Raw genomic sequence first — 23,720 nt, forward strand, 5'->3', positions numbered from 1 at the left:
TCTATAAACTTAAGACTCCCTCCAATAATAATTCTTCTACAGTATTTCTCTTGTACAATTCATTTTGATTGGTTTTTTAGCATAAAATGAAATGATTTGACTTGAGAGGGGTGCTCAGCTTGGTAAAAGCCTTTACACAGGAGGCAATTTTCGAACTTTCGTTTTGGACACAAATATTAGGTGATCATAGTCGATTTATCTTGGACGCCTTGTCTCCAAAAGAAGAGAAGTATATTGAACAAGCACAGTATTTTATTAATCAGTTTGATTCGCTATTACAGGAATCACGACAAGGGGGAAATGAACAGAATTTAATAAGTACTGTTAAAAAAGCTGAAGGAGAAGGAAAGAAACTAAGGGAATTAAAGCTTGCAATTATTAAAGATCATTTAGTAGGAAGTGTAAAAATTACCCTTTCTCCATCATTTTTAAGTCATATGGTAAATGAATTAGATGAAGGGTTACGAGTATTTTCTTTTTTAGTTAAAGGGAAGATACCACCTGCCGTTCATCCATTACACCATGATCTCATATGGTTGTTAGATGCTGCTGGTCATGCTGGTGCAATACAAAGCAATATGGATCACGTAGAATATGATTTACGGGAAAAAAGTAAAAAGTTTAAAGAGGACTGGGAAGAATTCTATCTTAAAGCAATAGAACTAGCTGGTTTCTTAAGAGCTAATGTTGATCGGTTTCCAGCATTAACAAAATTTCACCGTGATATAAAGCTGGAAATGGAAATCTTTAAGAGTTTTTTACGAGAGTTAGAGGAAATGGAATTAAAAAAAGAAAATTTAAGTGTTTTTGAAGCATTAATGGCAGATCATATGTTCCGAGAAGAGTGCTATTATTTAATGAAACTTTCTGAAACGACAGATCTAGCTCCACCTAAATGTGACCCAACAAAACCAAGAACAGAATCATAATCTTTCAAGAATTCAAGGACCTGGTTAGTGAACGAACGTTCACTAACCAGGTCCTTGAATTTTTTATGACTTTTTCTTGATATTTCCTTACCATTTTAGTGATATATATGTTAATGTAGTTTAGTTAGCGGAGTTCGTAACCATCCTCCGCTTTATAAATAAAAACTAGGAGATGATATAAATGAATAATCAAGCTTTATCCATGGATGAAGGGAAGCTTACGAAGCTTTTGTTACTTTCAGGAATTTTCTTTGGTGCACTGCTCGTTTCCAATGTAATATCTACAAAGCTTTTTACTGTAGGTGGAATTGTATTAACAGCAGGACTCCTTGCATATCCACTTACCTTTTTAATTACTGATTCTATTTCAGAGGTATATGGTAAAGCCATTGCAAAAAAGGTTGTCATTATCGGTTTAATTATTAACTTATTAATGATCGGTCTCTTTTACTTGGCTATCACCCTTCCCCCAGCTGGATATTGGGAATTACAGAGGGAATTTGAAATGATTTTAGGAGCAGTTCCACGTATGGTTGCAGCCTCTCTCATTGCATATTCCATTTCACAGCTGTTCGATGTGCACCTTTTTCATAAATTAAAGGCTAAAACGAACGGGAAGCATTTATGGCTACGAAATAATATGAGTACACTGGCTAGCCAGCTACTTGACTCCATTATTTTCGTTTTCATCGCTTTTATCGGAACAATGCCCCTATCTGCATTATTCGTTATGATCGGCACACAATATGTGGTAAAACTAGCTATCGCTTTAGCCGATACGCCGTTCATTTACCTTACAGTAAAATGGTTAAACGGCAACTATAGTAAACGAAATAATAATAAGGAGGCCATTGCTCATGTCTCATAATCACGATCGCAGTAAAGAGGTAAACATACTAGGAGAAGCTGGTACAAAATACCACTTTGAATATAATCCAAAAATTTTAGAAGCATTTGAAAATCGTCATCAATATAGAGATTATTTTGTAAAATTCAATTGCCCTGAGTTTACAAGTCTATGTCCGAAAACGGGGCAGCCCGACTTTGCAACGATTTATATTAGTTACATTCCTGATAAGATGATGGTTGAAAGTAAGTCACTGAAGCTCTATTTATTCAGCTTTCGAAATCATGGGGACTTTCACGAAGATTGCATGAACATTATCCTTAATGATCTCGTTGAATTAATGGATCCTCGGTACATTGAAGTATGGGGAAAGTTCACACCTCGTGGTGGGATTTCCATTGATCCATATGTCAATTACGGAAAACCAAACACTAAGTGGGAAAAATTTGCTGAAAGCCGCTTACTTCAGCACGATCTTTACCCTGAAACGATTGACAACCGATAATTTTTTAAAGTCATATAAAAGCAGCTAACCTTCATTTTATTGAACGTTAGCTGCTTTTTCTTCTTTGTTCCCATCCACTTTTTCTTTTAAACCAAAGTGAATAAATTGTGCTCTCAACTCTTCTACCGTACCTTCACTTCTTACATACACGTATTGAGTTTTAAAGAAACGTTTATTTATCTCTATCTTAACCTCATACCAATCCCTATTTAAATCAAACATCCCGTACATCTTATGCTGCATCGTAACAGGAGTAATCGAAAAGCCCTCTACTTCCTGCCAAAAATAAATTTTTCGGTTTAAGCAAAATCCATCTTCGAAAATAAAAAATGTTGGGGTCGAAACGATGTTTAAATAAAGAAATGGGAAGTACATGAAAAATAAACTATTATACCAATCTAAAAAATCTACAAAAATTACCGTAGCCAACCCTAAGCCCAAAAAGAAAAAACAAGTGATAGTTCCCATTCTTTTCTCAAACTTCCAATCTTTTGATTGAAAACTTAGTTCTTCAGGTTTCCCTCTCGTTGTACGAAACATTTCATAATCCGACCCATTTGAGGGATACACGGATTTTCCAAAAAGAATAATCACTTTTTTAAATCGAGTATAGTGAAATAAGACGATATAAAAAATAGCAATAACACCAAGGATAACAAATATTTTTCCTATCATTACAACCTCCTAATTTAAACTTAATTTCCTACACCATTTACACACGGTATTGCTCGCTTTTTTGCTTCTGAGTCTCTTCATCATCTTTCAGAACTTCATATTCTGTATACTCCTCTGTTGAAAATGTTCTATGTGAACTAGGTTTCCCAAGTATCTGTGTATACTTCCGATGACGGATAAACTGAATTACCGCTGCTATCCCAATACAAATAAGAGATAAGTAGATAAAAAATGTCCAATCAAAAAAGAACACTGGTGTGATAAGGGAAAGCCCTAGAATAGAAAAAATTAGTTGAATAGATCGTAAGTTCATCATCGTCCTCCTTTAAAAAAAGCGCCACTTTTTTAATAATAAAAATAATTTCGCTTTAATAATTTTACCATATTTAACCTTTTTTAAATTTTTAAGAATAGAAACTTATCCCTTAGAGAAGTTATTTTCAATCTCCACATTAAGATTCAACGAAAAAAAAGTAAAAATACCTCCTTCAGTAGATGAATTCCATTACTAAAGGAGGTATCTCTATTAAATTTATAATATTATTTTTCCACCGACGGAGCAATTACTGGTGCTGCGGATTTGTACATCCATTTTGACAATAGCGTTTGGAAAATAAGGAACAGTCCACCTACTGTCCAATATAACGGCAATGCAGCAGCCATTGAAAAGGAAAATACACCCATCATGATCGGCATAATCAAGCCCATTGCTTTCATTAATGTTTGCTGTTCCGGCTGAACCTCTACACCAATTTGTGTTGTTCTAAACTGGATGAAATAAACTAAGGTTGCTAGCACAGGTAAAATTCGATCTGGTTCACCTAAGTTAAACCATAAAAAGGAGTGCTCTGCAATTTCAGGTGTCCGCATGATCGCCCAGTAAAAGCCAATCAATATGGGAAACTGTATAAGCATTGGTAAACAACCCATTGATTTAATTGGATTAAAATTATGCGATTGATACAACTGCATCATTTCCATTTGCATTTTTTTAGCAGTTTCTGGATCTTGACGACCATTTTCTGGCTTCTTGTACTTTTCCTTTAATGCATCCATTTGTGGCTTCATTTCGGCCATTTTTTCTCTCATAAACTGTTGATTTTTATACTGCTTCATCATAAGTGGCATTAAGGCAAGTCGAATCATGAGAGTCATTAGAATGATTGAAATTCCATAATCTCCATTAAAATAAGTAGCTACTGCCTTAATTAAAAATGAAAATGGATAGACGACATAGTGATTAAAGAAGCCCGTTGTATTTTCATCAATTGGTTCATTTGTGGCTCCACAGCCAGTTAAAGTAATTAATAGTAAAACTGTGATAATTAAAAAGCTATACCTTTTAAAGAAGTTGAATACAGATGTTTTTCCCATTTTTGTCCTCCTTGGTTATAAAAGCTTTGATGATTATATGGGAAAAATGTATAGTCTGCATCATCTTCAGGTGCTTCTTTTCGTTTTATAATACGAGTAATAAAGGTTTGAACCTGACCAATCTCTTCTAATACTTCTGTTTGATCAAGCGTACTCCATGTTAATAAATCAAGATTACTATTTGTCAACTCACGATGACTGACAAAGGTTTCTTTCGCTAATCCATTCATAAGATGAAATGTTATGATGGAAAAACAAAAGCTAAATGACAATAATATTGGAACAATATCATTAGAAAATTCAAAGATCACCTGTATTCACCTCCTTTTTTTAGAAATGTAAATTCTCTTTTATAAAGCTACTCTATAATCGTTAAATACCAAACTTTAGAGTCATTCATCAATATGTGCGTGTTCAAAAAGGAGGATAAAAATAGCCGAGTCGGCTAAAGATGCAACGTCCTGTTGCAACGCCGACACTAGCCGTCCTGTGCGTCGAAAGATCAAGGCGGCGTAGCTTTGAGTACCATAGCGTATGCTTTTAATACGTGATGAATGGAAAAGCAAGCCAACGCAGAGATTCGACAGATATTTTTCCCAGACTGTTTGAACATCCTCTATATAAATACATGTTATCTTCTTTGTAATACACCTATCATCATTGATTTTATTTTAAAAGTCAAAGATAATTTCAACCCTAATTCTATATCCTTCCAATTTTTAAGCCATTTATACTTATCTAAATCTCACAGCGGTAGTATTTTATATACTTAAAATCGAATTATGTCTATTTTGTAGCCATTTAATCACTATAGCACCTAATGATCCGCTGGGAAAACAACACCTATTTGACTTCTTATTTCCTCCATTACTCGTATCGTCACACGTGTGTTTTCTAAGCTATTTATGTGAGATTCCTTCCTTCCACCTTTAATGGTTTGAATAAATTCCTCTGCCTCATAAAACATGGATTGAGGACGCTGCTCTACAGTTAATATCTCCTCACTACCATCTATATAGATTATTTTCACTTCTTCAGGTGTATGGATTTTATCAATTAGCATGCTTCCACGTTCTCCTTGTATTTCTGAAGGTAGATAGGAATTAGTAATCTTTGAGTAATTTACAACAGCATCCATCTCATTGTATTTCAGAAGAACACTACCTTGTCCATCCACTCCAGAGTCAAGCTTCAGTCCAGCTGCCTTCACCTCTCTAGGTTCACCAAATAGAGCAACTAATGGATATATGCAGTAAATCCCAATATCCATGATAGCTCCGTTAGAAAAAGCAGGATTAAAGGCATTTAATAAGCGATCTTCTTTATACGCATCATAACGTGAGGAATATTGACAATAGCTAGCGATGTACTTTCTCACCTTCCCCAGTTTATGTATATTTTCCTTAATGACCTTAAAATTAGGAAGCAATGTGGTTTTTAACGCTTCCATCAAAACGACATCATGATTTTTTGCCACATGAATCATTTTCTCTACTTCTTTCCCATTTGAAGCTATTGGCTTTTCACATAGGACGTGCTTTCTGTTTTCCATACAAAGAATGGCTTGCTCCGCATGAAGAGAATTTGGACTAGCAATATAAACAGCATCAACAACATCACCATGAACCATACTCTCAATAGAAGTAAAAATATTATTAACTCCATACTTATTTCCAAAGGTCTGACCCTTTTCTTTTGTCCTTGAGTAAATAGCTGTTAATTTAAATTCGTCCATCATCCTTGCTGCTTCAATAAAACTTTCCGTAATCCAATTTGTTCCGATAATTCCGAAACGAACCAACTTTGTCCACCACCTCTTTATAAAATGTATATACAGGTAAAGCTACTATGAGTATTGCCAAAACAATTCTTTTATAAAAAAAGGGATCATACAAAAAACGTTGTACACTCACTACTACTAATCTAAAAAAAAGATTCGAGAAATTTTATCCCGAACCTTCAATCATTTTCTATTAAACTAAACCTCTACCCTGAAAATATATTTGGCCAGAAGGCAACACTAAGCTAAGGGTGCCTTTTATCTTTTTTAAAAAAGTTCCCTGGGTCTTTGAATCTATACTTTTGATAGTAAAAATTTAAGCAGTTTGTGAAGGAAGTGTTACTTCGTATCCTAACTTTGTTAAATGATTAATAGCTCTTCTCTTTTTTGCTTCTAATGCTTTTTGATCATAGTGTTCGGAACCGAGTTCTTTGTACATCTCTTTACGAGATAATAAGTAATATGCAATTACCAGGATTTGATGAGCAATGGCTACTTTTGCTTTATTGGAACCTCGTCTTCTTTTTAACCGATGGTACTTCGCCGATAAATAACAGTCTTTTTTACGAATGACACTTGTTGCTGATTCAATAAGGGCGCTTCTTAGATATTTATTTCCGTTTCTAGTACGGGCAGTTTTTTTTTACCTGCACTCTCATTTTGACCTGGAGCCATTCCGGCCCATGCGGCTAAATGAGCCGCGGTTGGGAACCGGCTCATATCAACACCAATTTCTGCGATGATTTGTTGTGCTGTTTGAATACCAACACCGGGTATGGAATCTAAACGTTCAATTTGCTCTTGGTCTTCTTTTAATCGATTTTTTACTTCTTGATCCAACTTTTCAATCTGTTTTTCTAGATATTCGATATGATCAAGCTGACCACTAAGCAGAAACTTTTGGTGAGGACCAATTAATCCCTTTAATGAACGTTGGAGAAGTTCGATCTTTTTACGAAGTTTTTTCTTTGCCAGTTGCGCTAAAACTTCAGGATTGGATTCACCATTAATTATCTGACGAAGCATAAGTCGACCAGAAACACCTAAAATATCAGTGGCTACGGAGCTGAGTTTAATGTTTGCTCCTTCTAAGACCTTTTGAATACGATTAGCTTCTCGAGCACGTTCATCTATTAAGCTTCTACGGTAACGAACAAGCTCACGTAATTCTCGCTGTTCACGGCTTGGAATGTAACTTGGATTTAATAAGCCATGTTTTAAAAGTTCTGCAATCCATTCAGCGTCTTTCACATCGGTTTTGCGTCCTGGTACCTGTTTAATGTGTTGTGCATTTACTACGTACGTCTCAATAGAAGGTTCCAATTCTAAGAGATTATAAATCGGTTTCCAAAGAACACCTGTACTCTCCATTGCTACGTGAGTACACTTGTTTGACTGAATCCAATCGATTAGTAAGAGAAGGTCATCTGTCATTGTTCCAAAGGTAAGAGTTTCTTTCTTCTTAGGAGTTAGGATACAAGCTGTAATTGATTTCTTGTGGACATCCATTCCACATACGAATTCACTAACAATCTGCATAAAATCACCTGCTTAATAGTATGGTGACAATGATTATTAATCGGTAGCTTTTTGTGTAATCTACCCTACGTGCTTCTCAAAAGAGAGCGACAAAATATGGTACACTTGCTTACCGCGGTCAGTCTACCCAACGAGTTTAAAACATCAAGACATCCCGACCTCCGCTAATAATCATTGACATTAACTTTATGGGCGAGATTACACATTTTCATGCGCCATGGTGCAAATCTTCACTTGCATCGGTGGTCTACCCTGAAAATAGGAAAGTTCTCACAAAGAGTGAGAAAGTGAAATGCGGGACGAAGGAAGGAAGACTCCATTGTTCCCGCAAATGATGGAAAATCAGATATGCGGGACGAAAGAAGACTCCATTGTTCCGTAAATGGTGAGAAATCAGATATGCGGGACGAAGGAAGACTCCATTGTTCCGCATATGGTGGAAAATCAGATATGCGGGACGAAGGAAGACTCCATTGTTCCGTAAATGGTGAGAAATCAGATATGCGGGACGAAAGAAGACTCTATTGTTCCCGCAAATGGTGGAAAATCAGATATGCGGGACGAAGGAAGACTCTATTGTTCCCGCAAATGGTGGAAAATCAGATATGCGGGACGAAGGAAAACTCCATTGTTCCCGCAAATGTGGAAAATCAGATATGCGGGACAAAGGAAGACTCCATTGTTCCGTAAATGGTGAGAAATCAGATATGCGGGAAGGTAGTATACCTAAGTTAGAATAATTTTCATCCCCCATGGTACAAATTCCACTTGCATGGGTGGTCTACCCTGAAAATAAGAAGCGTTCTAGAAGCCCGCAAATCAGTGAAAAACACAAATGCGGGATGATTGAAGCCGTCTTTGTTCCCGCAAATGGTGGAAAATCAGATATGCGGGACGAAGGAAGACTCCATTGTTCCGTAAATGGTGAGAAATTCAGAAATGCAGGAAGGTAGTATCCTTATGAAAGAACATTTTCATCCCCCATGGTGCATGCCTTCACTTGCATGAGAAGTCTATCCAATTACAGGGTCCCTTTTTAAAAAGGCTGTCATACAATGAGCAGCTCCCCATCCGTTCATTACCTCGTCTAAATTTACGTTTATCACTTCTACATCATGGCTTTCTAATAGCGCCTTCGTTTCTGGGTTTCCTGAAGGCATAACCACTTTCCCTGGCTCAAGGGCTACGAAATTCATACTCATACCTTGTTTTAGTTCATCTATGTTTGTCAGTTCAATAAGCTCTATTCCTAAGTCTAGTAATTCCTTCGCACAGTCATACGTCACATGCCACGGGAAGATAAGAAGTTTATTTTTATCAACCATATTCATATAACCATCTAAATGGATTGAACCGTAAGGAATGCCTGTACGAATAATATTTTTCACACCTATATTCCTTAGCTCCGTTTCAACTTGCTGTGCACCTGATTCATTTGTTCGACTACCCGTTCCAATAATCACCGTATCACGATTTACCCACATGGCACTGGCCCCTTCAAAATAGCCGTCACCATTAATTGTTTTAATAATTGGTACACCGAGTGATGCTAACGTTTTTGCAACAGCTCTTTCCTCACCTCGACGAGCTGGAATGGCTGGACGACACACAATGGCTCCTTCTGGTGTCATGAACATCAAATCTCTCATAAACATAGCATTTGGTCTGTCTGTTCGTTGACCATCAACATAATGGACATCTACTCCATGGTCTCGGTAAATATTTGCCAACTCATCCTGCTGCTGACGGGCTCGTACAGGGTTTATTGCACTTCTAAAACGATATTCAGCAAAGTTTAATTCTGTAATTCCTTCTATCTCCACACCTGGTCGATGCATGAGTACAGCACGAAGTTTTCCAATTTCTGAATCACAATACCAATCTCCCCATAAATCTTTCATTTCGTCTGAAAATGAATTTTCTTTAGGAAACCATCGTTCCCCTTGAACCTTTATCTTTGATTTTTCTACCATATAAAACAGTCCCCTTTACTTTTTATGATAGTTTTCATATTAACTTCGCCACGATAAAATTTGTTCTTCGTTTTTCAAATAAACGCTTTTCAAGAAGTGAATTTTTAACTATTCTATCATACTAATCTTCTCATACGTTTCCCAACCAATTCACATCTTACTGTGAGGTGAATCACAGAATCAACTATGTAACCTTGCTATAATTACAGATTAGTTAAGAATAGTGAAGGTTGTGGAATAATTGGAGCAAACATACTTACCATCAAGGTTTAACGTCCTTACTCATACACACTCAAAGGAATTAATTATTTATAATAGCTATTCAGGAGCAATCGCCTCTTTTTCCCCTTCAGAAAAAGACGAAGTTCTTCGATTAATGAAAAAAGAAGGAACTACCGGACCGTTATCAATGATAGGAGCATCTCTTGAGAAGGAAGGATTTCTCGTAAATAGCCACATTGATGAAAAACAACGAGCACAGTTTCTACATCAATCTCTACATCGAACCGATACCATGCATTTAGTCCTCTTACCAACAGAGGCTTGTAATTTCCGTTGTACATATTGCTATGAAACCTTTCCAAGGGGAAATATGCAAAAGGACGTTCGAACTGGTCTAAAAAAATATATCGATAATAAAGGAAATCAGCTAAACCATTTAATGGTCAGTTGGTTTGGTGGTGAGCCTTTATTGGCTTTAGATGAAATATCAGAATTATCAGAGGCATTTCTTCAAACGGCAAGATTACACAACATTCAATATAAGGCTGAAATGTCCACCAATGGATACTATTTAACAGAAGAGACATGCAGAAAACTTTTACAGCTAGAAGTAAGACAATTCATGGTCACGATTGACGGACCTGAGAAGGTTCATGATGAACGGAGATTCCTTGTTAACGGGGAGGGAACCTTCTCCACGATTATCAATAACCTGAAGGAAATAAGAAAGATAGATGACCAGTTTGACGTATATCTACGTATTAATTTTGATGAAAGCAATTTAAGTGAAATTTCAGAAACAATCTCCTACCTTAGTAAGCTTTTTGATGGTGATAATAGGTTCCAAGTTCTTTGTCGACCAGTTGCTCGTTGGGGTGGAGATAACGATGATTCTCTCCCAATCTGTGATCCACAAGTAGCAAATAAGAAAATTTGGGAGTTTACAGAGCAAAGCATTGACGAAGGATTGAAGCTAGTTTCGCAAATTGAAAGCTCTTTAATGCCTACAGGATCAGTATGCTATGCAGCAAAACCTCATTCCATTGTTGTTGGGGCAGACGGGCAGCTCTATAAATGCACCTTAGCCTTCCATAAATCTATCAATCAAATAGGTAAGTTATTTCCTGATGGTTCTGTTGAGCTTGATTACGACAAAATTGCCAAGTGGACTTTATCAGGGGAAGAAACGGATGAACATTGTCAGGATTGTTTTTTCCGACCAGCTTGTCAGGGGAATCATTGTCCCTTATACCGAATGGAAACAGGAAACAGACCTTGTTCTTTAGAAAAACAACGAATTAAAAAGGTATTACAGTTAATTTGGAAAAATTATACGAACGTGTAACGAAAAAGGAGGTGAAAACATGAAGATACTTCGTCCAGCAACATCACCATTAGCCTCTAGCCATAAAGGGCAACTAGTAAAGTCCGTTCCAGGAAGCATGAAATAATAAGAAAAGTGCAAGGCGCTATACTTTCGTAGAGTCAAAAGTTTTATAAATTTTCTAAAAAAAGAAGCAGGATTTAATCCTGCTTCTTTTTTAATATGCTCCACGTACGTGGTTGTGAACTTCTTTCTTGTAAAAGTCTTCTAGTCTTTTCAATTCTTCCGTTGTGAAAGAAGGAACTTCAGTTGCAGCTAAGTTATCTTCCACTTGTTTTACTGTTTTAAAGCCTGGGATTGCTGCAGTTACTGCCTCTTGATCTAATATCCAACGAAGTGCAGCGCGGGTCATGTTACCACGGCCTTCTGCAATCCATCTTAATTTTTCACTTAACTCAACACCTTTATTAAATTCAATTCCAGCGAAGGTCTCCCCAACATTAAACTGTGCCCCATCACGGTTAAAGTTACGGTGATCCCCTTCTTCAAAGGAAGCATTCGTTGTAAACTTCCCTGTTAATAAGCCACTAGCTAACGGTACACGACAAAGAATACCTACTCCTTTTTCTTTGGCAAGAGGAAAGAGCTTTTCTAAAGGCTTTTGACGGAAGATGTTAAAAATCACTTGCAATGCTTTTACGTTAGGATTTTCAAGACATAAAAGCCCCTCTTCCACTGTTTCAACACTCACTCCATAATGTCGAATCTTCCCTTCCTGCTGAAGCTTATCTAACACTCCAAATACTTGTCCATCCTGTAATATTTCAAGTGGAGGACAATGAATTTGATAAAGATCAATTCTCTCCCGGTTCAGATGCTTTAAGCTATTTTCGCAATAAGCTCTAACTGACTCTTCAGAGTATGTTTTCGGGTCAAAAATATCTCCTGCTCGACAAAACTTTGTGGCTATATGAATGTCGTCTTCTTTTCCTTTAGTGGCTTTTGCAAGTAGCGACTCACTATGACCTCCGCCATAAACATCTGCAGTGTCAAAGAAATTAACCCCTGCATCCATAGCTCGTTCTAAGGCTCTTAGCGATTCCTGATCATCTGTTTGTCCCCATGATCCTCCAATTGCCCAAGTACCAAAGCTTAACTCACTCACTTTTAATTCTGTGTTCCCTAACTGACGATACTTCATTAAATCAACCTCCACTATGATTATGTATTATATGAAATTGTCTAATTGTAGCACTAGCCACAGCTTGCCTAGAAAAATAGGGTGAATATTAATGTAAGCAATTACATTTTAACATAATCAAATAAATATTTATTGTTCTAACCCTTGCCCTTTCATATAATGGCCCACCTCAACCCATTATAGATAACTTTTTTAAAAATATTTACCATCAATCAACCTAGATGTGTATTTAATACAATATTTTAAAAATATTCATAAATTTTTGTATGATTTTGTCAATTTATTCTTATAAATGGTATATAATTACTATAATAATACTAAATTTCACATCCTTTGTTACAGCAACGAAAGGAGTTATGGTGTTGGAAACATTTGTAGCTAGACAACCAATATTAACAAAAAATGAAGAAATCTATGCCTATGAACTTTTATATCGCAGTAATAATCAAAATAATGAATGCTCGGAAGATGGAGACAAAGCTACATTAGATGTTTTACTTACCTCCATACAAATTGGAATACATGAATTATCAGAGGGAAAGCTATGCTTCGTAAATTTCACAGAAAATCTGTTGAAAAGTGAGGTTCCAAAGTATATTAAGCCAAATATCATAGTGATCGAAATTCTTGAAAGCGTTTTCTTATCATCGGAGCTTATTCACATCTGTAAAAAACTAAAAGAACTTGGATACAAAATTGCTTTGGATGATTTTGTAATGACTGACCATGAACAAGCGATGGAGAACATTATGAGGCTAGTAGATATTGTGAAAATAGATATACAAAACACTTCACGATCTGAGCAATTAAAATTAATTCATCTACTTCAAAAATTTAATGTCAAAATTCTAGCAGAAAAAGTTGAATCAAGAACCGAGTATGAGCAGTGCTTAAAAGATGGCTATACATATTTTCAAGGGTATTATTTTAGTAAACCTACAATTCTTTCAACGAAGGATTTAGAACTCAATAGCAGCAATTTATATGCCATAATTTCGGAATTATCTCACGGGGAACCTGATGTTAGTAAAATAGCTTATTATATTGAAAGAGACGTGGCCATATCCTATAAATTATTAAAGTTAATTAATTCTCGACTAATCCTTAGCTCCAATGAAATTAAATCTATACCACACGCAGTAATGTTATTAGGTTTAACGGAATTAAAGAAGTGGTTATATTTATTGTTTATGCGAGAAAACTTACAGGGGAAAAGAAACCACATCCCGAATCAAATTATTAAAATGTGTCTTATTAGAGCAAAAACCTGTGAGTTAATTGCCATGAATACCGGTAAAAGACAAGACAGTGCGAGTTACTTTTTAACAGGTATTCTTTCACTAATCGATACACTTTTTGATTCACCATTAGATAGAATTATAGAAAAATTACCACTTGATAAAATTATTATAGATACTTTATTAGGTGCACAAACTCCATTTAGAGATTCACTTGAATTAGTGATTAGCATGGAAAAAGGGGAATGGACCGAAATGGATAAGCTTGCGAACAAAATCAATATTAACAAAGATATTCTAAGCAATATTTATTTAAATGGAATCAAATGGACAAATGACATATATGAAAGTTCATTTTGACATGAATGATGTGTCACCTAAAAGAAAATATATACTTACAGGTGGCATTAACCAAGGAACTCAGCATATACCCCTTATTAGGAGTTCTCCCCTAAATAAATGAGCTGCGTCTTCTTTAGTATTGCCTTCTTCTTTGCATACTTTCATTAGTAAATTTCATGGAAGTGATACAACAGGAGTAACAGTTTCTTGTAAATCTCTATCTCAGTAGTACACCAAGCATGTTATTACATGTTATTTAATTAATTTTATTATCTACCTTTTTTACAACGCCAATTACCATTCTTGTTAATAGTGATTTAAAAATTAGACCAAAAAAAGTATGATACCATTTCCATTTTCTGCTCCATTCAATTAAATTCGTCTTTTTCTCTGCCCAAAGTTCAATGAAAAAAGGTGGTATTGTCATGAAAATTAGTTTATAAATAATCGGAAAAATTTTGTCCTTTTGCGTCAATTGATTGTAGAAAATGGTAAAGGTTGGATATATAAAGAAATCAAACAGAATATGGGTATCAAACGATTTCGAAAATAACCGTAAAGGATACTTCACTATTTTATGCTTTGATAATATGTTATCAATTAAACCGTTGGTAACAGCATTGAATAAATAAACGATGATCCAATCTTTTACTGGCGGCTTTCTAATAAGTAGTGGAATGAGTATCACTAAATTTATAATTAGTGTTATTCGTAAGAACTTCCTTTGGGTTTTATTTCGATACATTACATACATCCTTTTTTTGATTTGTTCTTTTTTAGGATACTCGATCATTTAGGAACTTATGTATTTCTATTAACAGGAACGCTTACTCATTTTTTTTATTAAAAAGTGAGGCCAATTCATTTTAAGTGAATTGGTCTCGTTATTATTATGTTACCTTTGATTTTTCCCTACTACTAATAGTTTCTTACCTTTTATAATTCATCAAAACCATTGTCTGTAGACACTTTCGTATATTGTCGTGACTTTTGTTCAAAAAAGTCCGTTTTCCCACTGTTAACATCTTCAAATATTTTAATCCAACGCATTGGGTTTGTGCGATATCCTTCAAATGGTCTTTCCATCCCGAGCTCGTTCACTCGCTTATTTGCCATAAATTTAATGTATGATTCTAAGTCTTTTAAATCTATCCCTTGAGTACGTTCACCAATGATATATTTAGCCCATTTAATTTCTAGTTCTGCGCCTTTTCGAAATGTCTCTTGAACGAAGCGATGATTTTTATCCGTATTCAACTCTGGGAACTCCTTCAACAATTCTTTGAAAATATTTGCAAACAAATGAACATGAAGCTGTTCATCACGATTTATATAATTAATCATGGTGGATGTGGAAACCATTTTTTGATTTCTAGCTAAGTTATAGAAAAAGCTAAAGCCAGAGTAAAAATTCAATCCTTCTAGAATCACATCATAAACGATGGATTCAAGAAATGTTTGTGGTGTTGGATTAGAAACAAAGGCTTCGTACCCTTCTGCTATAAAATCATTCCGTTCCCTTAGGACAGCATCATGCTTCCAATACTCAAAAATTTCGTCCTGCTTTCCCTTTGTGGTTATGCTAGAAAGGACATAGGAATAGCTTTGGTTATGAACTACCTCCTGAAAGGATAGTACAGTCATCAATGCAGATAGACTGGAATCTGTTAAATATCTTGCTACGTGCATAGAATAATCCGTCTGAATACTATCTAAAAATGCTAGAAGTCCAATTATTTTTTCAAAAGCTTCCTTTTCCTGTGTTTCTAAGTTCTCAAATTGCTTCACATCATTGGACATATTAATTTCAAATGGTGTCCAGAAATTAGCTAGCATATTTTTATATAATGGATAAGCCCAATGAAAACGAACATCATCCCAATTCAAAACATTGGAGCTGTGACCGTTTATAATACCTGTAGACGCATTTGGAGCTGTTACATCATAAAGCTTTCGTTCCTGTAGTTGTTTCATTACTACATCCCCTTATGTTCATATTGTTCATTCTGTTAACTTAACTTGAGCAGCTTTCACATTCCTCTATTTCACTTGAGGTAGAACGAACGTAATACGTTGTTTTTAAGCCTTCCTTCCAAGCTAATAGATGGAGCTCAAGTAATTCCTTCGCTTTAATTGTGTTTTTTACATATAAATTAAAAGAAATTCCTTGATCAATATGCTTTTGTCTTGCACCATTTTGCTTGATACTCCATTGCTGATTAATATCATGTGCTGATTTATAAAACCACGTTGTTTGAGGGTTCAGATCAGGTGCAGTTACAGGGATTCGAAAATTCTTCTTTTCCTCTGCATACTCCTTCCGATAAATGGGATCAATGGATGCGGTAGTACCTGCAATGATGGCAGTAGACGAATTTGGAGCAACCGCCATTAAGTAGCCATTCCTTAAACCATTTCTCTTCACTTCATTGGCTAGGTTTTTCCACTCTTTACTCTCATAGCCCCTTCTCGAAAAAAACTCACCTGTGGCCCATTTCGAATCTTTAAATACTTTGTAACTTCCTTTTTCCTGTGCTAGCTTCATACTAGATTCAATCGTTAAATAGGCTATTTTTTCGTATAAAGTATCAGCATAGTGAACAGCTTCCTCTGATTCCCAACGAATACCTTTTAAAGCAAGGAGGTGATGCCAGCCGAATGTCCCTAAACCGATTGCTCGATACTTTTCATTTGTTAGCCTCGCTTGTGGAACCTCAATCACATTCATATCAATGACGTTATCAAGCATCCTTACCTGAATTGGTATAAGTTTTTCTAATACATTATCCTCGACAGCTTTCGCTAGATTGATAGAGCTTAAATTGCATACAACATAGTCTCCTGCTTCTTTCGTGATGATAATTTTCCCATCCTCTGTTCTTTCCTCCTTTACAGAAGTGGCTGCCATGTTTTGCATTATTTCCGTACACAAATTGGAGCCGTAAATGATTCCGCAATGACTATTTGGATTTAGACGGTTTGCTTCGTCTCGGTAAAACATATAGGGTGTTCCTGTTTCAAGCTGGGAGATCATGATCCGTTTCATAATCTCAATGGCAGAAACCCGTTCCTTACTTAACAGAGGTTCATTCACGCACTCCTCGTATTTCAGTCGAAAGCTTCCTTCCCCTCTCTCCTCATCGTAATAATCCTCCAGAGAATAGCCCATTATCGTTCTTACTTCATGAGGATCAAACAAGTACCAATCTTCTCGTCCCTCAACCTTTTCCATAAATAAATCAGGGAGACATATACCTGTAAAAAGGTCATGAGTTCGTTTTCGTTCATCACCATTATTCAGCTTCGCGTCTAGGAATGAAAAGATATCTTTATGCCAAACGTCTAGGTAGACCGCAATAGCCCCTTGCCTTTGACCTAGTTGGTCTACACTTACAGCTGTATTATTCAGCTGCTTCATCCACGGTAAAACACCTGAAGATTTTCCTTTATACTTTTTAATAGATGAACCCTTTGCACGAATTTTCCCCAAATAAATACCAATCCCACCGCCATTTTTACTTAAGGTAGCCGCGTCTGTCGTACTATCAAATATTCCCCTTAAACTATCTTCCACTGTATCGATAAAGCAGCTCGATAGCTGTCCATGTGTTTTTCCGGCATTTGCTAGCGTTGGTGTTGCAACTGTCATATATAAGTTGGATAAGGCCCAATAGGCTTCACAGACGTAACGAAAACGATTTTCCCTATTTTCCTTTTTCATTAACGTCATTGCAATAATCATAAATCTTTCTTGCGGTAATTCTACAATCTCTCCATTATAATCCTTTGCTAAATACCGATCTATCAACGTATGTAAGCCCAAATAAGTAAAGGATTCATCCTTTTTTGAATCGAGTGCTTGTCCTAATTCTTTGATCTCCTCTGCACTATATGTCTCTAGTAAAGAAGGGTCATATAACCCTTTATCTATGAGACTAGTAATTGTTTCATAAAAAGAATGATAGATAGATGCAACAGTTATCTTTCGTATTCCAGCAACACGATGATAAAGCTGCTTCAGTCGAATTCTAGCAGCAATATATGTCCAATCAGGCTCTTCCATGGATATTCGTTCTAGTGCTCCTAGTAATAGGTCACGATCTTCTTTTGTAGAATTCCATCCATCCCAGTTCAAATAAGAAAATTGTTCCTTCATTTCTTGGCCTACTGTTACTTCTTCCTTTAATTGTAATTCATTCATGGAAACCTCTCCTTTTTTACCTTCTCTTGTAAAAAACAAAAAACCCTTCCTTCAGAGGAAGAGTTAAAAACGGCATTTTAAATAGGGATAAGCCTACACAAAATCCCTTACTAAACTATACAATACTAGCTACCAGGATTTCATTTACGCATAAGATCCGCCTGCCGCTTCATGATCTCATCCCCCGAAGTCATGAAACTGTTGAAATATAGGCAGGTCTCCTGACTCATGCTTCTTCCTACTTTGATACCTTCCCATACAAAAGCCCTTCAGCATTCTTGTACAGTGGTATTCTCATTTCGTCAGCAATTACAGTTGCGGGGACAGCTTCGGACTTTCACCGAATTCCCGTTTTAAGCCATCTATAGCACCTATAGTTCAGCAATATCAATATATAGTGTTTATTCTGAAAAAATAAACACGATGTAGTATGTCTTGATGTGTAGAGTGTACCTAAATTCTCCAGCATTTGCAATACTCTTATTTTACTATTCTTACATTTCCAAAAAAGAACTAGTTTATTTTCCTACTATCAATGTCCAAATAGGACTATCATTTTACTATTATTTATCCTCTATAATACGTTCATGCCTTGAATATATATTAAATCGATCCCCTCTAATAAAACCAACCGTTGTTATTCCTAACTCTTCTGCCAAAGCAATAGCTAATGTAGTTGGGGCAGATTTTGCTAGGATAATACCTATTCCCATTTTTGACACCTTTAATAAGACCTCCGAGGATATTCTCCCACTGAAGACTATTACCTTATTTTTTGTAGAAATACGATTTAATAAACAGTGTCCATAAAGCTTATCTAACGCATTATGACGTCCTATATCAGAATAAGAATAGAGTAATTCATTGACGGTAGCTAATCCTCCATTATGAAGGCCACCCGTTTGTTTAAAATGGGCAGAGTTTGACTCCATTTTCTCCATAAGCTCTCCACATTGTTTCCCTGTAATCTTTGGGGCGTTTATAATCGTTTTTGCCACCTTCACATCATTTTGAAAATAAAATTGCCGGCTTTTTCCACAGCATGAACCAATGATTCGTTTAGAAGTTACAGTAGGGTCGAAGCTAGCTTGATTTTCAAGTTCTATATAGGCATATCCCTTTCCTTGATCAATCGTTACGGAGCATATCTCCTCCACTGTTCGAATGACTCCTTCTGATGCCAAAAAACCAATAGCCAGCTCCTGCAAATTTGTAGGCGTACAAAGCATCGTTGCAAATTCCTGTCCATTAATATGAATGGTAAAAGGCTCCTCCACAGCAATGTAATCCTCTATTTCCAATAGCTTTCCTTCATTATATTTCACAATCTTTTTCCTTCTCATTACGTTACTATCCATCATCGTTACTCCTAACGTGAAAAGGTTAAGGTTAATTAAAACCTATTTTCTACATAATTTCTGTTTCTAACTCCTCTATTCGTCGTTCTGCATATTTCAAATCCTTCTTTGCATTGAACGTATCTGCTTTTTCTACAATAACAGCAGTATTATATTCTGGTATTTTGGAAAATTTCTCATAAACACCCTTGGGTATGACAACATTCCCCTCTGGCCAATATAGTTGAATATTTCCACGCCGGGTATTGGCAAATTTTGCCCATCCTTTAAATAGTCCCTGTTGATTATAAACAACTACTGCTTCCCCGCTTGAAATATTAAGCTCCTTCCCATCCTCTTCATGGATGAGCACATCGTATCTGCCTGCGTTATTGTTAGGATCTTTTTTACTATAGATCATGGAATTAAATTGCTTACCACGTCTTGTTGTAGCATAGAAATGTCCCTCTGCCTTCCGAAGCTCAGGTAGTTCTATTGGCAAGAGGTTGCCTCTCCCGTCCTTCGTTGGACAGTTTCCACCTTCACATAACCACGCACCACCCCATTGGAAAACATCACCCTTTTTCTTTAAATACTGAATCCCCTCGTAGTTCCCGTTTGCCATAGCAATTTCATTTCGAATTTGTTGAGTATTGTTAAAATCAATTAAGTTTTTTTGATCTGGCTTCACTCGTTTTGCTATATCCATGTATATTTCCCACTCAGGTCGAGATTGGCCTATCTGTTGTCCTTTAATTTCAGGTGAAAAATATACCATCCGTTCTGTGGACGTAGATGTCCCTCCGCCAGGCTGTTCGTAGCGTGTCATGGCTGGTAGAATGATAACCTCTTCCTTTGCATCTACTAATGTTGAAGTGTTTAATATGATATCTTGATGAACGCGAAGGTCTATATTTCTTAAGCATTCCTCTATAAATGTTGGATTGGGCATTGTCTCTAAAAAGTTTCCTCCAGCTGTATAGAAGACATCAAGCTTTCTTTCATGCCATTTGGGAAGTAGAGCATTTTCTAATGTTACACCAACTGTATCTCCTTGCCATTTTGGTACATTAAATTTCCATACCTTTTCTATCCTATCTATTTCCTTTTGTTCAAATTCTCCACCTGGTAGAGAAAATGGATCTGCTCCCATTTCACCAGCACCTTGCACCCCTGAATGCCCACGAATAGGCATGAGGCCACAATGCTTCCTACCGATAAAACCTCTTAGCATAGCTAAATTGGCTACTTGAGAAATGTTGTCCGTTCCAAACCGATGCTGTGTTAACCCCATGGACCAGACAAAAACACCATTATTGGATTTAGCTAATAAGTGTGCAAGCTCCTCCATTCTTTCCTTTGAAAGACCAGAGGACTTCACTAACGAACTCCAGCTTTGTTTTTCCACATGTCTACGTAGCTTTGTGTAGCCATTTGTATGTCCATTAATAAAACGATGATCCACTGCTGAACCACGTTTCTCCTTTTCCATTTCAAACCAATGCTTCATTATCCCGTTCATAAAAGCAATGTCTCCACCAATATTCACTTGATAAATATCATCCGCTAGCTTTGTTCCAAATAATGCACTTTCAGGAATAGAAGGAATCCAATATTTTTCCATAGTAGGTTCGTAATATGGATTGATAACAATTATTTTTGTCCCTCTCCGTTTAGCCGCATACATATATTTGGTGGAAACAGGTTGATTATTTGAAGCTACTGATCCCCAAAAAACGAGGACATCTGTACCAATCCAATCCTTATAGCTACAGCTTGATGCTCCGATTCCTAAGGATCGTTTTAATGCTGTTTTACTTGGCGAATGACAAATGCGAGAGGAATTATCGATGTTATTCGTCCCTAAGAATCTAGCAACCTTTCCTGCCACATAATAGGATTCATTCGTCATACCTCTTGACGTAACGAAAAAAGCTAACCTTTGTGGATCTGTCACCTTTATTTTTTCTGCAATACGTTTTAAGGCTTCCTCCCATGTAATTCTAGAAAACTTAGTTTCGCCAGGCTTTCGAGATAATGGGTATGGAATGCGACCTAGCTCCCTAAGCTCTGAACTCGAAAGCTTTCTTAATTTATCAATAGGTTGAAATAAATGCTCCTCCTTCATTGCTGGCATCGTGTTAAGTCGAAGGACATTCAGCCTAGTTGTACAAATGTGGGGGCCTTTCAATGTTTGATCCTTTAGTCCTGCTACTCCTAGTGCACAACCATCACAAACCCCTTCTGACAAAATACGTGTGGCATAGGTTAAGTTGTCTTTGTTATCCCATACGGCCTTTGCTGTATCTCGTATATGCTTCGGTTTTACTTTTCCAAGACCAAATGGAACTAAACTTACCCAATGCCTTGGATCTGGTAGCTTCGGTATCTTTATTGGTCCATCATGCTTTGTTTTACCCATTTTTACCATCCTTTTTTAAAGGTTTCTGTGCAAAGGTAAGTCAACTCGGCATTTCATTTTTTAAGTAGTAGGATGAAACAATATAATCCAATTGGAATGAGTGGATTCCCACGAGACTCCGGCGGGAACAGCAACAGATGAAGATCCCATACTTCGGCACAGTGTGCGAAGTATGAAGCTGAGGCGTTGCCCGCGGTAAAGAAGACACTGCGATTGCAAACGAAGTGAAGCAGAGCAGATGTCGCACTTATACCCTTGTGGTGAATGCGAAGTGGTGTGGAACGAATGAATAGTATATCTATTTTAGGATTAGCTATTTTCAGGAAAGACCATATAATCATTGGATTTGAATGGAGTAGAGTTTTGTTTTAAGACTTGTAGTAAGACCTTTGTACTGTCTATTTTTATTAGATAAATAGAATTGTTAGGAGATTTATTTTTACTATGTATATAGTGTTATGTGTAGATTTATTATAGCATTACCAACATATGTAATGGAAGCGTTTTCAACTTTACAGGCTGCCTAACAGTGGAATATTAACAGTTTTTTTTCGACTGCTCTCATAAACATTCTTAATTACGTTGTAGAGGTTCACAAGGAAGTATTACTTTCATTTCTGTTCCTACCCCTTCCTCACTAGAAATTTTCAGCTCACCATTATGTTCTTTTATAATATTCATGCTTATCATTAAGCCTAATCCTGTTCCTTCTGATTTTGTCGTATAAAATTGCTTACCTAAATTAGAAATCTTTTCTTTTGGTATACCTAACCCTTGATCAATAAAGGATATATGTACTACATTATTTGATTTCTTTATTCGTATCACTATTTTTCCTGCCTTAGACATTGCTTCAATTCCATTTTTCAATAAATTTAAAAATACTTGCTTTAATTTATTTTCTTCACAATTTATCGTTACGTTTTCCGCATTTTTGTGGCAATCCACTTCAATTTGGATATTATATAAAATAGCTTGTGTATTTGCAATTGTCACTACTGTCTCAATAATCTCTACTAAGTTCTTTGTTTCAAATTCAAATTCCTTTGGTTTAGATAAAAGTAATAACTCATTAACAATCAGGTTAATTCGATTAAGCTCTGTAGCCATAATCTCTTTATATGTTTTTGTAGATTCATCCTTTTCATCCATCAACTGTAAAAACCCCATTATACTTGTTAATGGATTTCTTATTTCATGGGCGATGCCTGCAGCTAATTCTCCAATGACAGAAAGCTGTTCGGAATGCTGTAGTTTTCGTTCATTTGCCTTTTCTTCTGTTTTATCAAAAAGCACTAAACCATATTCTCCATGATTAAATTGATGGTAAAACGTTTTAACATCCGTTAGTTTTCTATTTAAATTGCTAAATTCTGTAGTAACACTGCCACGCATATGTTGAAAAATTTCTCCTTTTTCCTCATGTTTTATAAATGTATCTATAGATTTCCCTAAAATATCTTTCTTTGACTCAGCTTGAAAAAATTGAATGCATTTATTGTTTACTTTCGTAATTTTCTTTCTATGTAAAAATATAATTGGGACAGGTATTTGTTCCAAAAACATTTCATATGTATCAAGATCTGATCGGTATATTTTGTTATTATGAATTTCTTTATCTTTTTCTTTTATTATGTAAAACCGTTCTATAGTAATAAGGATTAACGCAATTGCAAGTATAGAAAGTATGATTAAATTTATCGGTACATCTACCATATACAACATAAATAATGAAATTACGATTACTGTAAATACAATAGATAAAAATGCTCTTGTTCCACTAATTTTAGATAAGCTTATCAACATATATC

Annotated in this window: 19 protein-coding genes, 1 pseudogene and 1 riboswitch; of the genes and pseudogenes, 6 read left to right on the top strand and 14 right to left on the bottom strand. The window is 36.0% G+C overall.

Annotated elements, in window-relative coordinates; all coding sequences use genetic code 11:
• Positions 1-110 precede the first annotated feature (110 nt).
• The 3 genes from QA612_RS08125 (at position 111) to queF (ending at position 2,281) form a co-directional block, all read left to right on the top strand.
• Positions 111-929 carry a DUF2935 domain-containing protein gene (locus QA612_RS08125; RefSeq protein WP_481804423.1) on the top strand — a complete coding sequence of 273 codons (819 nt, stop codon included), beginning with the start codon at positions 111-113 and terminating at the stop codon, positions 927-929.
• A gap of 181 nt (positions 930-1,110) precedes the next feature.
• Positions 1,111-1,797, top strand: a complete 687-nt coding sequence (locus tag QA612_RS08130; RefSeq protein ID WP_278283293.1) for a queuosine precursor transporter — start codon at positions 1,111-1,113, stop codon at positions 1,795-1,797.
• Positions 1,787-2,281 carry a preQ(1) synthase gene (gene queF / locus QA612_RS08135; protein WP_278283294.1) on the top strand — a complete coding sequence of 165 codons (495 nt, stop codon included), beginning with the start codon at positions 1,787-1,789 and terminating at the stop codon, positions 2,279-2,281. The genes QA612_RS08130 and queF overlap by 11 nt, the downstream gene beginning before the upstream one ends.
• A gap of 36 nt (positions 2,282-2,317) precedes the next feature.
• Here the strand turns inward: queF and QA612_RS08140 are convergent, their stop codons facing one another.
• The 6 genes and pseudogenes from QA612_RS08140 to QA612_RS08165 form a co-directional block, all read right to left on the bottom strand.
• Positions 2,318-2,956, bottom strand: a complete 639-nt coding sequence (locus QA612_RS08140; protein WP_278283295.1) for a hypothetical protein — start codon at positions 2,954-2,956, stop codon at positions 2,318-2,320.
• Positions 2,957-2,993: 37 nt separating this feature from the next.
• Entirely contained in the window at positions 2,994-3,269 is a 276-nt protein-coding gene (locus QA612_RS08145) for a hypothetical protein (RefSeq protein WP_278283296.1), read from the bottom strand.
• A 227-nt stretch (positions 3,270-3,496) separates the two neighbouring features.
• On the bottom strand, positions 3,497-4,330 hold the full coding sequence (gene yidC, locus QA612_RS08150) for a membrane protein insertase YidC (protein WP_278283297.1): 834 nt from the start codon (positions 4,328-4,330) through the stop codon (positions 3,497-3,499).
• Entirely contained in the window at positions 4,282-4,641 is a 360-nt protein-coding gene (locus QA612_RS08155; RefSeq protein WP_278283298.1) for a hypothetical protein, read from the bottom strand. Before QA612_RS08155 ends, yidC begins: the two co-directional genes overlap by 49 nt.
• Before the next feature lie 506 nt (positions 4,642-5,147).
• The gene (locus tag QA612_RS08160) at positions 5,148-6,131 is read right to left on the bottom strand and encodes a Gfo/Idh/MocA family protein (RefSeq protein WP_278283299.1); all 984 of its coding nucleotides are present in this window, start codon (positions 6,129-6,131) and stop codon (positions 5,148-5,150) included.
• Positions 6,132-6,426: 295 nt separating this feature from the next.
• Positions 6,427-7,649 (bottom strand): annotated as a pseudogene (locus QA612_RS08165) (IS110 family RNA-guided transposase).
• 348 nt (positions 7,650-7,997) lie between these two features.
• Between QA612_RS08165 and QA612_RS08170 the strand changes: the two are divergent.
• On the top strand, positions 7,998-8,339 hold the full coding sequence (locus tag QA612_RS08170; protein ID WP_278283300.1) for a hypothetical protein: 342 nt from the start codon (positions 7,998-8,000) through the stop codon (positions 8,337-8,339).
• Positions 8,340-8,662: 323 nt separating this feature from the next.
• On the opposite strand, the gene QA612_RS08175 is transcribed toward QA612_RS08170, so the two are convergent.
• Positions 8,663-9,622 (bottom strand): dimethylarginine dimethylaminohydrolase family protein, encoded by a 960-nt coding sequence (locus tag QA612_RS08175; RefSeq protein WP_278283301.1) that lies wholly within the window; start codon positions 9,620-9,622, stop codon positions 8,663-8,665.
• A 241-nt stretch (positions 9,623-9,863) separates the two neighbouring features.
• Between QA612_RS08175 and QA612_RS08180 the strand changes: the two genes are divergently transcribed.
• The gene (locus QA612_RS08180; RefSeq protein WP_278283302.1) at positions 9,864-11,189 is read left to right on the top strand and encodes a radical SAM/SPASM domain-containing protein; all 1,326 of its coding nucleotides are present in this window, start codon (positions 9,864-9,866) and stop codon (positions 11,187-11,189) included.
• A gap of 196 nt (positions 11,190-11,385) precedes the next feature.
• On the opposite strand, the gene QA612_RS08185 is transcribed toward QA612_RS08180, so the two are convergent.
• Positions 11,386-12,369 carry an aldo/keto reductase gene (locus tag QA612_RS08185; RefSeq protein ID WP_278283303.1) on the bottom strand — a complete coding sequence of 328 codons (984 nt, stop codon included), beginning with the start codon at positions 12,367-12,369 and terminating at the stop codon, positions 11,386-11,388.
• Between the two features lie 362 nt (positions 12,370-12,731).
• Here QA612_RS08185 and QA612_RS08190 point away from each other — a divergent pair, with 362 nt between their 5' ends.
• Positions 12,732-13,967, top strand: a complete 1,236-nt coding sequence (locus QA612_RS08190; protein ID WP_278283304.1) for an EAL and HDOD domain-containing protein — start codon at positions 12,732-12,734, stop codon at positions 13,965-13,967.
• 238 nt (positions 13,968-14,205) lie between these two features.
• Here the strand turns inward: QA612_RS08190 and QA612_RS08195 are convergent, their stop codons facing one another.
• From QA612_RS08195 to QA612_RS08220, 6 genes are all read right to left on the bottom strand, one after another.
• On the bottom strand, positions 14,206-14,694 hold the full coding sequence (locus tag QA612_RS08195) for a CBO0543 family protein (RefSeq protein ID WP_278283305.1): 489 nt from the start codon (positions 14,692-14,694) through the stop codon (positions 14,206-14,208).
• A 191-nt stretch (positions 14,695-14,885) separates the two neighbouring features.
• Positions 14,886-15,923 (bottom strand): ribonucleotide-diphosphate reductase subunit beta, encoded by a 1,038-nt coding sequence (locus QA612_RS08200; protein ID WP_278283306.1) that lies wholly within the window; start codon positions 15,921-15,923, stop codon positions 14,886-14,888.
• Between the two features lie 40 nt (positions 15,924-15,963).
• Positions 15,964-18,150 (bottom strand): ribonucleoside-diphosphate reductase subunit alpha, encoded by a 2,187-nt coding sequence (locus QA612_RS08205; protein ID WP_278283307.1) that lies wholly within the window; start codon positions 18,148-18,150, stop codon positions 15,964-15,966.
• Between the two features lie 194 nt (positions 18,151-18,344).
• Positions 18,345-18,540, bottom strand: a riboswitch (cobalamin riboswitch).
• A 173-nt stretch (positions 18,541-18,713) separates the two neighbouring features.
• Positions 18,714-19,508, bottom strand: a complete 795-nt coding sequence (fdhD, locus tag QA612_RS08210; RefSeq protein WP_278283308.1) for a formate dehydrogenase accessory sulfurtransferase FdhD — start codon at positions 19,506-19,508, stop codon at positions 18,714-18,716.
• Between the two features lie 49 nt (positions 19,509-19,557).
• Positions 19,558-21,909, bottom strand: coding sequence for an FdhF/YdeP family oxidoreductase (locus QA612_RS08215; RefSeq protein ID WP_278283309.1), 2,352 nt, complete (start codon positions 21,907-21,909; stop codon positions 19,558-19,560).
• Positions 21,910-22,482: 573 nt separating this feature from the next.
• On the bottom strand, positions 22,483-23,715 hold the full coding sequence (locus tag QA612_RS08220) for an ATP-binding protein (RefSeq protein ID WP_278283310.1): 1,233 nt from the start codon (positions 23,713-23,715) through the stop codon (positions 22,483-22,485).
• Between the last annotated feature and the right edge of the window lie 5 nt (positions 23,716-23,720).

Origin of the sequence: Evansella sp. AB-P1, assembly GCF_029688925.1 — a bacterium.
In the GTDB taxonomy this organism is placed as follows: domain Bacteria; phylum Bacillota; class Bacilli; order Bacillales; family Salisediminibacteriaceae; genus Evansella.